Raw genomic sequence first — 14,105 nt, 5'->3', positions numbered from 1 at the left:
TGACTTGGCAAATGTAAGATGAATGGGGGAACGCATCAGTGCGGAAACGTTGGAATGTGGGATTGGCGAAGATTTTGATCGCTGCGCTGCTGCTGCAGGGTTTGCCTCTCTTTCAGGGGGGGCTGAGTACTGTTCAAGCAGGGGGAACGGTCACGCAGCAAACTTATGGCAATGGAAACGATACGGTGGGGTCGAATACATATACACCTGTAACACCGGACAGCAGTAAACTAATCGATTATAAATGGGAACGGATAAAGGTTGAACTGCCTCCAGAGCCTAGACAAGCCGCTTCGATGGCTCATGATGAGAATGCCGGCAACGTGGTGATGTTCGGCGGCGAGGGCAGTGGCGGACTGTTTGATGAAACCTGGATTTGGGACGGCAGCCATAAGACCTGGCAGGAAAAGCTTCATTTAGATCCGCTTCCTGAGAAGCGTAAAGGCGCGGTTATGGCGTACGACCCTGTCACCAAAAAGGTGCTCTTGTTTGGCGGTGAGGGGCAATCAGGCCTGCTGAACGACACCTGGTTGTGGGACGGCCTGGAAGAGAAGTGGGAGGAAGTAACAGGAGCCGGCCCTTCGGCGCGGGCAGGAGCTGCGCTTGCCTACGACGGCGAGAAGCTGATTCTGTTCGGCGGCTATAAGGGCAGCAGCGGTTCCAAAACGCTGCTGAACGATACGTGGCTGTGGGATGGTACGGCATGGACCGAAGCGAGTCCGACCGATTCTCCTCCGGCATCGTACGGCGGCCAGATGGCCTATGACGGCCAGACGGCAGTGCTGTATGGCGGCGATAGCGGATCGGTGACGAAAAGCTATGAGGATAAAAGCACCCATGAGACAAAGTCGATCACACACGATGACAGCTCACCGCTCCTATGGAAATGGGATCGAGAGAGCGGTAACTGGAGCTCGGTGAACGGTCCGGAAGACTACGGCCGCTGGGGTCAAGTTATGGCTTATGACGGCCGGCGTGTCGTCATCTTCAGCGGAGAGCGCGATTATGTCCACTCGAATGCCGTGCTGGTGCCTAAACTGAAATTACCGTCGACGATGTATCCCGATATGGCCGGTAAAAGTATAGGCGGCTTTTCTACCTGGAAGCATGCCATGGCTTATGGCTGGAGCGATAACAGTTGGGAATATTATCCTTATGTTGTGGGTATGGAAGCTGTTTTTCAAGATAGGAAGGGGCAGAACGGAACGGAATATGACGTTCAGTTGATTCCTAACCAGCTGCCTTTCCCGCTTAGTTATGCCAGTATGGCATTTGACGGGAAGAACTTTGTTATGTTCGGAGGAGGCCGCAACGAGATTGAAGTAATAAACTTCCCGAGTATCGGTAATGCTCAGGTTGGCTCCTGGCCCGCCGCGAACATGAATGAAACGTGGCTGTTCGGCTATTCGCCGCCGACGCCGCCAGGTGTAAAGTTCGATGTGGAACCGATAATCAATTTTGATCCCCAGCATACCAACGATACGGTCAGTGTCATTACGAATGTGTATGATGACGGTTCGAGAGACATCACTTCGAGAGGAGTGGAGTATCGTAAAAACGGTGACAGCGACTGGACTCAAGTTCCTTATACGAAGGATGAACCGAAAGGCGCTGGTTCCTTTACGGTCACCATTACGGGACTCATCTGGCAGCAGGCTTACGAGCTCCGCGGATACGCGGTCAATGAGCTCGGAACAAGCTATACGCCGGTCAAAGACTTCACTATGATAGAAGATCCGAATATGGATCCGCCTGATGTGAAGTATGCCCGCGTCGGCGCCTCGGTTCTTCACGTGAAGGATAAGAAGCGGCTGGTTGCAGTCGGTACAGGCGTTACGAACCTGCTGCGCAAACCGATCGACGGCATTGATTACTACCTGAAAGGCAAGGACGGCACCCGATATGACCTGGCTTATAACATCATTAATGAGCGCCAGCTGGAGCTGACCTTAAAAGATTCGAAGTCAGACCTGCCTCCGGGCGATTATGACGTCCATTTGGAGCACAATTTCTACGATGATTATATATTCCCTGACGCTCTGATGGTGACGGCGCTGGATTTCTACAAGCCGCGTAACTTTACCAGAGTCGATGTGCCGAGCACTTCTGAAAGCAACGAAGTGAACAGCCTGACGCTGCAAGGACCGTTTACGGAGGATCCGAAGAATCCGAATACTTATGTGCTGAACGATACCTCCGAGGTTGTTACTATCAACGAATCGCTGATGTTCAAGGGCAGCCGTCTTGTCGTCACGAAGGATACCGACACAGGCAAAGCCGTCATCAGCGGCGAAGGACGCTTGTACGTGAACGGCGGAGGAAGCGTTGGAGCGAACGTGTCCTACACGATCCAGGAGGGAGCGTTCGAGCTCACCTCGGATGATTTTTCCATCCCGCTTAGCAGCGGCGAAGCAGCCGATTATTTGAATATCGATATGCCGCTCAAGGCAAGCTCGCTCATTTTTACCAAAGACGGCTTGCGTCTGACGGGCGATCTTGAGGTTGGCATGCAGCTTGGAAGCCAGAAGGTGACGGGCACTGTGCCGGTCGACGGTTTGAACTTCCGCAATAACCGGTTTGACCTGTCCGGAACGTTCAAGATGAACAAAAACTTCCAGGCGGGACCGTTTAATGTGAAAGACACCCAGTTTGTTGTGGACAGCCGCATTCCGTATGTCGGCGTTCAGGGTACAGGCACGCTGCCCGATACCGATCTTAGCTTCGATCTGTATATGAAGACCAAGCAGGGGCGCTTGGACGGTGTAAGCTTCGGTATGTACCATAAGGCAAAGCTGGCTTCGACAGGTTTGCAGGTGAATTATTTGTTCGGGAACGTGGACAAGCTGGCGGACAAAACACAGGTTCCGCAGAAATTCAGCGTTACCGGCTCGGTGAATGACATCATTGTGCCTGAGCTTAAGCATCCGCAGGCTAACTACAAATTTAATCTGATCGGAACCGATTCGATCGATATGGATGTATCCTCCTACGGCTTTAATGCCAGAGGCATCGAATACTATTATTGGCTGCCTGTAAACAACATGAACATGCAGACGGTAGTGAACCCGACAACAGCCGGGATCAAAGGATTTTCCGCCCCGGGCTTTGCTTCGAAGGGCGAAATTAATGTTTTTGATGTAGTCAAGGGAGCCATCGGCACTTATTCCTTCAATAAAAAAGGCTTTAACGGGGTTATCCAGGGAACGGTATACGTTCCGAAGGGGATCCCGCGCATCGGCGGAGCAACGGTGAACAATATTGCGCTGAGCGTCAATGACACCGGTATTTACGGCACCTTCCGGCATAACGGAATCGGCGCCAATATGAAGTATACCTTTAACAACAATACGATTCTGTTTGAAGTGGAAGCAGAGCCGCCGAAGAAGTCCTGGTGGGAAAAAGGGCTCGATTTCATGAACAACGTGTCCGATTTTATGGATGCAGCGGACCCGTGGCTTGATATAGCGGAGGAACTGTTCCTGATGAAGGATCCGGTCAAAAAGGTAAATATCGCCGCTGCGGGAGACATGAAGCGGGTATTTGACTGGACGCCGGTCAGCTTGTCCTTCCAGCCGGACGATACGGCTCAATTGGATGCGAAAGCGAAGATGGTCGACGGGCAGTTTACGTCGCTTGACCGGACGCCGTCCATGAGCACGAAGACGGACGCTACAAGCGGCCAATCGAACGTGACGTTTGCGGTAGAGCGTTCCTACGACGCGCTCATTACCTTAACGGGCGATCAGCATTCCGGTATGCTTCGCTCAACAGAAATGCTGGGCCAAAGCTACCCGCAAGGCGCACAATCGGGAACCTACTACGATGCGGCTAGCGACACGACTTTTATGCGCGCACAGCTGACACCAGGAAGCTGGACGTTGATAACGAACGGCGACAGCCGTATCCGTGTCAATGAACTGACATTTGCTAACGGATCGCTGAAGCTGGGCGAGCTGGCTGGAATGTGGACCCAAGCGGCTGAAAGGCCGGTTACGGCGCTGAACATGAAGGAGCGCGGGTCTTACGTGATGAAGATCGGCCCGGTTCAAGGCGACGTTATTGTTTACAAGCCGGATGGGCGTCCTTACAGCCTGCAAACCGCGCAGAATGAGCCGGACTGGAACGCTTACCGCGATGGCGGGGGCAATCTGTACGCGCTGCTGGATGCGGTGGAAGCGGGAACGTGGATCGTCAGCGCCGGCACAAGCCCGGCGGTTGTGTTGAATAACGTGCCGCCGCAGGCTGCAATCGGCGATGTCGTACAGTGGCTGCAAGAGCAGGCTTATCCTACGGCATTTCAAATGAGCCGGACCGATAACGGTCAAGCGATTGTTGAAATTTACGGAGCGGATGCGCAGACGAAGCTGTTTAAACCTAACGGCGAGCTGTATGCGCTGCAGCTTGATCCGAATCAGACGGGCATGAATGCCATTTATGATGCATCTCAGAAGAAGCTGTCCGTTCTGCTTAACGGGGATGATTTAAGCGGACAATGGAAGGTGGAAGGCAGCAGCTTTACCAGTGTGGTTGCCTATAAGTCCACCCGAAAATTTAAATCCATCAAGCCTCTGCTGACAGAGGGACGCTTCGGCAAATATTTTGAACTGCCGGAGAACGGAAATTATATGCTGACCGTAAGCGGTGGAGATGTGAATACGACTCTCATCGCGCCTAACGGTTCGAAGTATACTTTGAACTTTGAAGGTCCGAACGGCAACGCCTACCTTCAGCCGGCGGCAGACCGGGTGTTGGCCGCGAGTGCGGGCGGGGATCCGCTTGAGCAGACTCAGATCAGTACACCGAATCCGGTACAGGACGGGCGTGATGCGCTTTACGTTTCGCTGCTCGGAGCGTCTGCAGGCAGATGGACGGTTCAAAGCGCGAAAAAAGTGGATCTGCAAATCCAGAAGCTTATTCCGCAGTCTGCTATCAAGGTGACCGTCTCGCCTGTTTCCGGGGCGGAAAACCGAATCAAGGCAGCCTGGTCGACGGAAAATGCTCCGTCTGATGCGAAAGTGACGTTGATGCTGACAGGAAGTGCTGATCAATTGATCGGAGAAGTAATTGCCGACGGTCTGTCCGCTTCCGGCAGCACCACGATCGACCTGCCTGCTTCGACACTGCCGGGAACCTATTATTTGTCCGCGGCGGGAACGAGCGCCGACAAAGCGCCGGTATATGCAATTGCGGAAGGAACCGTTGAAGTTACCGCACCGTATACGCTAAGTGCGCCGAGCCAGCCGGAAGTGCTTTCTACCGGTAACGGAGAAGTGAAGCTGCGTTTTGCATCCATTTCGGGGAATGTGACGCAGTATCGGGTTTGGGCTGGTCAAGGAGAGAATGTGCAAGCCGATGTTCCCGTGATGGATTGGATTCCGCAATCGGGGAATGAGCAGGAAGTCGTCGTATCCGGATTGACTGCGGGTGCTTCCTACACCATTGCGGTTTCGGCGCTCGGGCAGGAGCAGGGACATATTGTATTGAGTCCTTTATCCGCCGGCGTGAAAGCAGAGCTTCCGGTTCCACAGCCGGCCGCTCTCACTGTATCGCTCGATGCAGGCGCGCTTCCGGTTGTTGAACGCTCCTACACGGCCTATGACGGAACGGAAGAAACAATGCTGCTTACAACCGCTGAGCAGGCTTCCTTGAAGGTGGCGTCCGATCAGAACGCATCGCTTACACTGTCTGTCAACGGACAGCAGCTGGGCAGCGGGCAAGTTACGGCAGGCGGTACGTATGCCTTTGCTTTACAGGAGCTGTTGAAAGTAAGCGTACTGAAAGAACGGGAATACAATCTGCTGCTCGAAGCGGTAAATGAGCGCGGCGACCGCAGTACTGTGTACCGTAAGCTGTTTATCGATCGTACCGGTCCGCTGCTTATTGCGTCCGGCGGCGACGATACGAACGGGCAGCCGATTTCGTTGAACGGTACCGTTACAGACGACAGCAAGGTTTATATTACAGGTCAAACGGATTCCGGTGCTAAGCTGACGATTAATGGAACGGCGGTTCCGCTTGACGATGACGGACGCTTCGTATATTACGCTCCGCTGGACTGGACGGCTCAGGCGGACCGGAATCAGATAACGATTACGGCATCCGATGAAGTCGGTAATAAAACGGAGTATGGCTTTGAAGTATTGCGCGGCATCGATGGAACCTTGCCGACCTATCCTAGCGATCTTGCCGCTCTGGCAACGGGAAATGCAAAGCTGAGCAAGCCTTATCAGTTCGGCACCTCTTCGTATCAAGCGTCTGCATTCTCGGATAAGGTTCGCGTTTACGCGGTTCCGATGGACGCTTCATCCGCGGTTACTGTCGACGGCCAGGCGCTTTCGAACGGCTATGCAGAGGTCGACGTGCCTGCTGCGGGACGTACCGTGCAAATAGTAGTCCATCCCGCCAGCGGGACGGATAAGACCTATACTTTGAAGCTCGATGGAAAAGGCTCCAGCGCTGCCGTATTGCGTGGGCTGAAGCTGAATGACGCGACTGCGCAGCAGTCCGGGAAAGAGCTTCCGGCGAAGCCGTTTACAGGGGCGGAAGAAAGCTTCAACGTCTATGTAGACAATACGGTAGACAGCGTTACGTTGACGCCGGAAGCCTTGAAGGCCAGCTCTAGCATTAAGATTAAAGGGCAGCCGGTTTCGAGCGGTCAGGCATCCCAATCGATACCGCTGCTTGTAGGTGAGAATGCGATTCCTGTGACGGTGGCTTCGCCGGACGGCTCTGAAACGCGAAGCTATCAGGTAGCGGTATGGCGTGAGCAGAGCAGTGACGCACGGCTGCGGCAGCTGGAAGTGGCTGCCGGAGGCACGGCGCTGCTGTCCGGATTTGATCCGGCGGTATTGAATTATCAGGTGCTTGCACCTAATACGGCCCAATCCTTGACGCTGCTGCCTGCTGTGGAACAATCGGATGCGACGATTCACATCGACGGTCAAGCTGCAGCGAACGGTTCTGCATTATCCGTTCCGTTTACCGGGAACGCGCAAACCTATGCAGTCGAAGTAAGCGCTCAGAACGGCACCAAGCTTACTTACAATGTCTCCGTGCTGCGTCTGCAGACACAGCCTGTGCAGCCGCCACTGCTGTCCAGCCTGCAGGTAACGCCGCTAATGGATGGCGCTTTTAATCCTTACAAGCTGAAGTACGGAACAATTGGAGCAACCACCAGCGGTGTCGCGACAGTAACGGCGATTGCCAATGATCCGGAAGCAACCGTGACGGTTGATGGGGTTTCCTTGAAGGGCGGCGGAGGCTTTACGCCACACCTTAACTTAGGAAGCAACACGGTTATCATAAGCGTGGAGTCCGCTGACCGGACCGCTTCGCAGACATATTCCATCGATGTGAAACGTGTACGGGATTCCAAAAAGCCTGCTGAAAATGTACGTCAAACGACGATTTCCGGCGGTGCCGGAGGTTGGACGGATCAGACGTCCATCGTTCGGAATTCGACCGAGGATGGCAGAACGATCGATTCGGTGAAGCTCGATGCGGACAAAATACGCGTGATTCTCGATAAAGCCGTTCAGAACAAGGACGGCATCGCTCGAATCTATGTGACAGATCTGCCGGAGGCACCGGCGGATGAACGGATTGTAAGCTTGACAGCCGAGTCCGTGAACCTGCTTGCTGGCGGCGGCTTGTCCCTGCAGATCGTACTGCCGGATGCGCAAATCACCTTATCGCAAGCTTCGCTGGAGCAGCTGAGCAAGGATGGGAAAGAGGTTTATTTCCGGGTGGTTCCAGTCCGTACCGACGCCGGGCGCAGCGAGGTAGCATCCCGGGTGCAGGCTGCAGAGCTGGTGAAAAATGCAGCCGGCGGCCAGCCGGTCAACGTGATCGGCCAACCGGTTCAGATTGAAACGAATTATTCCGGGTACACGACAGAGCTCCTGTTCCCGCTGAACAGCTTGACGCTGCCTGCAGATCAGGCGGCTGCAAAACTAGTGTTATCCAATCTGGCTGTGTATATCGAGCACAGCGACGGCGACAAGGAGCTTTCGCAAGGAGAAATCCGCTACGATGCCGAAGGCAATCCGGCCGGGATTGCAATTGAAATCAATAAGTTCAGTACATTTACGTTGATTCAGAAAAATAGCGCGGAAGCGCTGAAGGTGCTGGAGCCTTATTTGTCCGGCTACCCTGACGGCACCTTCCGTCCGGAGCAGTCCATTACACGCGCAGAATTGGCGACGATTCTGTACCGCATTGGAGCTGCAAGCCATGCAGGCGGCGCTGCAACGGGAGCGGCAGCGGGCTACCCTGATGTCGCAGAAGGACATTGGGCGGCTGAGGCAATTGCCGGTATGCAGCGCTCGGGATTGATGCTCGGCGACGACAAGGGGCTGTTCCGTCCCGACGATGCCGTTACCCGAGCGGAGATGGCCAGCATTGCGGCCAGACTGCTTCCTGCAGCCGCGGCAGACCAAGCATCTGTCGGCCGCTACAGCGATACGCAGACGCATTGGGCAGCCGATGCGATTGAGCAAGCATCGAAGGCAGGCGTACTGCAAGGCTATCCTGACGGTACCTTCCAGCCGGAAGGCAAGCTGAACCGCGCTGAAGCGGTGAAAGTATTGAACCGGTTGTTTGAACGTCCGGCCGCGCATGTACAGTCCTCCAGCTGGCCGGATGTCCCGCAAGACCACTGGGCTATGCAAGAAATCGAATCGGCTTCCGGTACCGTGAAGCTGATGTCCGATGGCAGTGTAACGATCGTGCCCCACCATTAATTAATGGAATCAAATTATACGTTAGAGGGGCTGTCCCAAAAGTAAATTTGGAGACACCCTCTGGAACAAAATAAGATGACATTCGAAAAAACCAAGGAGCTATGCGATCTGTTCTCGCTTAGCTCCTTGGTTTTTGGTATCTATTGCAGCTTTCTTAAGTAGATTGTGGGCAAGGGAAAGCCACCCGACCTCCAGACTTACTTTTGGTAAGCCACGAAGCAGAAATCTTCTAAATCCTCTGTTGTGTTTCATATCACCAAACACAGGCTCCGGCTCGATCATGCGCCTCACTGCCAGGGCATAACCCTCTTCACTGCGGAGCTTTTGCCTTGCTTGGCCCTTTAGCCGCAAATACTTCATGCTGACTTTGATCTCACGGTTACCTTGGGCCTTCGTACACTGTGGTTTCAGCGGGCATTCCTCACAGCTGGTGCTTCGGTAATGCCTGTGTTCGATTTCATACCCACTTTCTTTTTTTTCCTTACTTACCCTACGAAAATGGAGCGGTTGTCCGGCTGCGCATGTCCACGTGTCTTGCTCGCTGTTGTAGGTCCAGTTGTCGATCTTACTGATGTCCTTTTGCCATGCCTTGCTTTTTTCGCGATGGTACGTGCTGTACTTTACAATGGCTTCGACTTTGTTCTGCTCCAAATAGTCATAATTCTCCTCACCGCCATAGCCCGCATCAGCGATGACGGTGTGTGGCAGCTTGCCGAACTGTGATTTTATTTTCTCCAGATGAGGGATGAGGCAGCGCGTATCGGTCGGCCGCTGGTGAACGCTGTAGCCGAGAATGAATTGATTTTCAGTGCCAATCTGTACGTTGTAACCCGGCTTGAGCTGGCCATTTCGCATGTGGTCTTCTTTCATTCGCATAAATGTGGCGTCATGGTCCGTTTTGCTGTAGCTGTTTCGATTTCCTAAGATGATCTCATGTGTCTCATACTTTTGGAGCCGCGGAAGCAAGTCCTTGCGGAGCGCACGCACCGCCTTCTTTAGCGGTTTATCTTTAGGCTTCTCCTGCAGGCGCTCTTCCAACTGCTTGACGGCATGTGCCAGCTTTTCACTTGTGATGGCAGATGACTCTCCCAGCTCGTGAAGATCCCTGCCCTCATGTGCTCCTTCTTCTTGCCTCTCAGCTTCTTCAATGGCGGCGAACAAGGTCTGGACTTTCTCCTGGAGCTTGGCCTTGTGCTTCACGACAGCCTTTCCCCAAACAAACGTATAGCGGTTGGCATTGGCTTCGATCTTCGTGCCGTCCACAAAGTAATGCTCCAACTGCACATAGTTCTCCTCTGCGAGGAATTGAAGAACGGCCGTAAACACAGTCTCCAGTACAGTTTTCATTCGTTCCGAACGAAAGCGGTTGATGGTACGAAAGTCCGGGCGCTGCCTGCCTGCGATCCACATAAACATGATGTTTTCACGGACAGCCTTGGCAATCTGGCGAGAGGAGTAGATGCGTTGTGTGTAGGCATAAATGATGACTTTGGTTAACATCTTGGGGTGATAGCTATCTCGTCCGCCTCCGGGGTAAGCGGCGTCGAAGATAGCGGCGTCGAGACGATTGACGGCAGTGTTTACAACGCGAACGAGGTGGTTTGCTGGAATGTCCTCTTCTAAATCCATTGGCAGGCAAAGTTGATCCATGGTATATTGAATGTACAAAAGAAACCTCTCCTTTATGTGAATGGTGGGTGGTACTTCCATTTTACCAAAGGTAGGTTTCTTTTTGTTGTACAAAATGAGAGGGCGTCCCTCAGTCATTTAATGACTTATGGGACACCCTCTTTCGTTTGTTTGCTGGGCAGGGATAACGGTGTTCCAGATAGAACGCATCCGGTTCTACTTATGGTTAATTCTGGTATAGTATATTAGTATATTCAAAAAGGGAATATCGCCTCGAAGCTGCCCATGCGGCTATTCCATCAAGGGGGAAGCTACCGCCAAACGCGGTCGAACATCGCTGAAAAGACGTCGGTGGACAATTTTCATGAGCAGGCGCAAAAAAGAAAGGGGAATGTCATGAAGCATGAGATTATGCTAAATCTTCCGATAGAGCCGCATGAGGTGCCGGCGCTTAGAGAGCAGGTGGGGTGGGAGGCGCGGCACTCCGATTACCCGATTTTGTTCGAACGCTGCAGCTTCTGGGCGGGATGCCGGGATGCGGAAACCGGCGGCCTTATCGCATTCGGCTATGTTGCCGGGACGGGCCTGCAGCACGGATATATGGAAGACATCATCGTACATCCGCAATTTCAGCAGAGGGGCATCGGGCAAGCCTTAGTAAAGAAGCTGCTGGAAGAGTCCGAGCGTGCGGGGCTGGAGATTGTCACCGTAACGTACGATATGAAGCATGCTTCATTTTATGCCGGAAGCGGGTTTGTTCCCTGCGCCGGAGGATTGTGGAGGAAAGCCGCAGATTTAATTGAGGGTAAACAAGGATCTGTTCGGTAGCGCACCCGCCGTCGCGATTCCTGCGCTGCCGCCTTTTTGCACAATATATAATCATTTCGAGGAACGGCCTGACGCATTAAGCTCGCAGGCGTGCCATGATCCGGAGTCGAATAATATGGAATTTTCCGGGCAGTATAAAGCAATATTCGGTTCGGAAGGATGATAAAGGAGCATGAATACTTCTGCAATTAACGAGTGTACGGAGCTGTCCGATTTGATTAAAAATACGCTTTCCATGGAAGTGAGAGTAGAAAATTCTGCAGTGACTAATCTGATCGGAAAAATGGAAGACCTGGGCTTTAAAACGAAAAACTCATGGGCCTCCGTCCAATTGCCGGAGCATACCGTATTGGAATTTTGGAAGAAAGAGCTTGTGAAAGCATAGGTCAGGCTCGGACAGAGGCTGCATGAGGCATCATTCTTGGAAATAAATGTGGGCATCCTGACATCCGCATCTATGTGCGCGACTAGGCCATTGAGGAACAAGGGGATTCACACTAAGTGAAAATAAACACAAATGCTTACCGCATCTATAGGTGCGGTTTTTAAGTTTGTGCTTGGAAGAAGATGCCGTCAGGCACCGGAAAGGGTATAATAAATTGGCAGAAGTAGACAATAACGAGGCTATCCTCTATGGTTATAGCCCATACGTAAAGGGATGATACGTTTGACAGAGCAAAACGCAATACAAGCGGGCTGGAATTTGGATAACAGCTATACCCGCCTGCCGGCAATATTTTATGCCAAGCTCACTCCGCCGCCGGTACGCTCGCCGAAGCTGGCTGTACTCAATGCCCCGCTGGCAGCGGCACTGGGACTTGATGCCGAAGCGCTGAGAAGCAGCGACGGCGCTGCGGTGTTTGCCGGCAATCGGATTCCGGAAGGGGCCGAACCTCTGGCGCAGGCTTACGCAGGTCACCAGTTCGGCCATTTCACGATGCTGGGAGACGGAAGAGCGCTGCTGCTCGGCGAGCAAATTACGCCTGGGGGAGAGCGCTTCGATATCCAGCTGAAGGGCTCAGGAAGAACGCCATACTCCCGCGGCGGTGACGGCCGGGCGGCGCTCGGGCCGATGCTGCGCGAATACATCATTAGCGAGGCCATGCATGCGCTGGGCATTCCGACTACTTGCAGCCTCGCCGTGACGACGACGGGCGAATCCGTCTTTCGCGAAGCCGAGCTCCCCGGCGCTGTGCTGACGCGCGTAGCGGCAAGCCATCTGCGTGTCGGTACCTTTCAGTACGCTGCGAATTGGGGAAAAGCTGAGGATCTCAAGGCGCTGGCCGATTATGCCTTGCAGAAGCATTATCCGGAAGCCGATGCGGCCGAGAACCGGTACCTTGCCCTGCTTCAGGGAGTCATCAAGCGTCAGGCGGCGCTGATTGCCCAATGGCAGCTTGTTGGCTTCATCCATGGGGTGATGAATACCGACAATATGGCCATCAGCGGAGAAACGATCGATTATGGCCCGTGCGCTTTTATGGATGCCTATAACCCGTCAACCGTATTCAGCTCCATTGACGCTCAGGGCCGCTATGCCTATGGCAATCAGCCGCGGATCGGCGCCTGGAATCTTGCAAGGCTGGCAGAGTCAATACTACCCTTACTGCATGCGGACGAGGATCAGGCCGTTCAATTGGCGGAGGGGGCGATTGCAGAGTATTTTGAGTTGTATCAACGGAATTGGCTCTCGGGAATGAGAGCGAAATTGGGCTTATTTCATGTGGAAGAGCAGGATGACTCCCTGATTGAGGGCTTGCTCACGATGATGCAGAAGCATGGGGCGGATTATACGAATACGTTCCGTGCATTAACGTTGGAAAAGCCGGAGGACACCGTTTTTTACGGCACGGAACCGTTTAGCCGGTGGTATGAGCAGTGGCAGGAAAGATTAGGCAGACAGCCGGAGTCGCAAGACGACGCCAGGCAGCTCATGCGCAGCAGTAACCCGGCGGTCATCCCGCGCAACCATCGGGTGGAGGAAGCGTTGGATGCCGCGGTGATGCACGAAGATTACAGCGTAATGGAGCGGCTTCTTGAAGCGTTGGCGAACCCGTACGCGTACGCCGCGGAACAGGCTGAGTATTGCTCGCTGCCTGTGCCGTCCGCCTATCCTTACCGGACCTATTGCGGTACATGATCTGCCTGTGCCGGATGCTTCTAGAGATCAACTTTATTTCAACGTCAAGCCGTTGATTTGAAGGTGGGCTTTAAACATCTCTTGAATGGATGGCCGCTCTTCTGCGGGCGGCCACGATTCCAGATCCCAGATGCCAGCCTGCTTCAACGCCCGCGGGCAGTGCACGAAGGCTTCCTCTACCTCGACAATAACGCCTAGCTTAGGCGGCGTACCTTTCCATTCCAGCGGCCGGAGCAGCTCCTCGTTCCGGGTGATCCATGCTTTTCCGTTGATGCGAAGCACCTCTTCCTGGCCCGGGATGATAAACAGCATGCCTACCTGAGGGTTGGAGAGAATATTTAGCAACGAATCAATCCGCCTATTGCCCGGACGCTCGGCATAAACCAGCCTTTGATCGTCAAGGATATGCACCGATCCGGGAGCATCGCCGCGAGGGGACACATCGCAGCGGCCTTCCCGGCCCGCGGTTGAAAGAAAAAACAATGGAGATTTCGACAAGTAATGCCGGATATGCTCATCAATTTGAGCAATCGATTTTTTGACAACGGCTTCATTAGGCGTTCCGACCAGTTCGCGCAGCTCTTCAACGGATGTAACGAGATCCTCGTATCTATTTTTCATAGGCTAACCTTCCTTCTATGTAATTGTAATTTGTAGACGGAATGTGGACTGTTCATGAAACGTCCTGCCCGTGTTCAATCCGGAATGCAGTTACGTGGAAAGCGTTTTAAAGACTTTTTAAGTTTACCATAAGCGGGATGGTCTGT

The 14,105-nt window shown here is 53.4% G+C and carries 6 protein-coding genes; 4 read left to right on the top strand and 2 right to left on the bottom strand.

The annotated features are described in order from the left end of the window. The first annotated feature begins 38 nt into the window (after positions 1-38). A complete protein-coding gene (locus ACHHV8_RS22410) occupies positions 39-8,741 on the top strand; it encodes a cadherin-like beta sandwich domain-containing protein (RefSeq protein ID WP_395161678.1) in 8,703 nt (2,900 codons plus the stop codon). 99 nt (positions 8,742-8,840) lie between these two features. On the opposite strand, the gene ACHHV8_RS22405 is transcribed toward ACHHV8_RS22410, so the two are convergent. Next, the gene (locus ACHHV8_RS22405; RefSeq protein WP_395161262.1) at positions 8,841-10,409 is read right to left on the bottom strand and encodes an IS1182 family transposase; all 1,569 of its coding nucleotides are present in this window, start codon (positions 10,407-10,409) and stop codon (positions 8,841-8,843) included. 357 nt (positions 10,410-10,766) lie between these two features. On the opposite strand from ACHHV8_RS22405, the gene ACHHV8_RS22400 reads away from it, so the two are divergent. From ACHHV8_RS22400 to ACHHV8_RS22390, 3 genes are all read left to right on the top strand, one after another. After that, entirely contained in the window at positions 10,767-11,198 is a 432-nt protein-coding gene (locus ACHHV8_RS22400; RefSeq protein WP_395161677.1) for a GNAT family N-acetyltransferase, read from the top strand. 172 nt (positions 11,199-11,370) lie between these two features. Beyond that, a complete protein-coding gene (locus ACHHV8_RS22395) occupies positions 11,371-11,583 on the top strand; it encodes a hypothetical protein (protein ID WP_395161676.1) in 213 nt (70 codons plus the stop codon). Positions 11,584-11,865: 282 nt separating this feature from the next. Next, on the top strand, positions 11,866-13,338 hold the full coding sequence (locus ACHHV8_RS22390) for a protein adenylyltransferase SelO (RefSeq protein ID WP_395161675.1): 1,473 nt from the start codon (positions 11,866-11,868) through the stop codon (positions 13,336-13,338). Positions 13,339-13,371: 33 nt separating this feature from the next. Here the strand turns inward: ACHHV8_RS22390 and ACHHV8_RS22385 are convergent, their stop codons facing one another. Continuing rightward, on the bottom strand, positions 13,372-13,959 hold the full coding sequence (locus ACHHV8_RS22385; protein ID WP_395161674.1) for an MSMEG_1061 family FMN-dependent PPOX-type flavoprotein: 588 nt from the start codon (positions 13,957-13,959) through the stop codon (positions 13,372-13,374). Between the last annotated feature and the right edge of the window lie 146 nt (positions 13,960-14,105).

This window comes from Paenibacillus sp. TAB_01 (genome assembly GCF_043945595.1).
In the GTDB taxonomy this organism is placed as follows: Bacteria; Bacillota; Bacilli; order Paenibacillales; family NBRC-103111; genus Paenibacillus_S.
This window is presented reverse-complemented; position numbering and strand designations above follow the sequence as displayed.

What these genes read in the sequence shown, in the direction of transcription:
- ACHHV8_RS22400 (WP_395161677.1), top strand. Translation starts at nt 10,767, where the DNA reads ATGAAGCATGAGATTATGCTAAATCTTCCGATAGAGCCGCATGAGGTG.
- ACHHV8_RS22395 (WP_395161676.1), top strand. Translation starts at nt 11,371, where the DNA reads ATGAATACTTCTGCAATTAACGAGTGTACGGAGCTGTCCGATTTGATT.
- ACHHV8_RS22385 (WP_395161674.1), bottom strand. Translation starts at nt 13,959, where the DNA reads ATGAAAAATAGATACGAGGATCTCGTTACATCCGTTGAAGAGCTGCGC.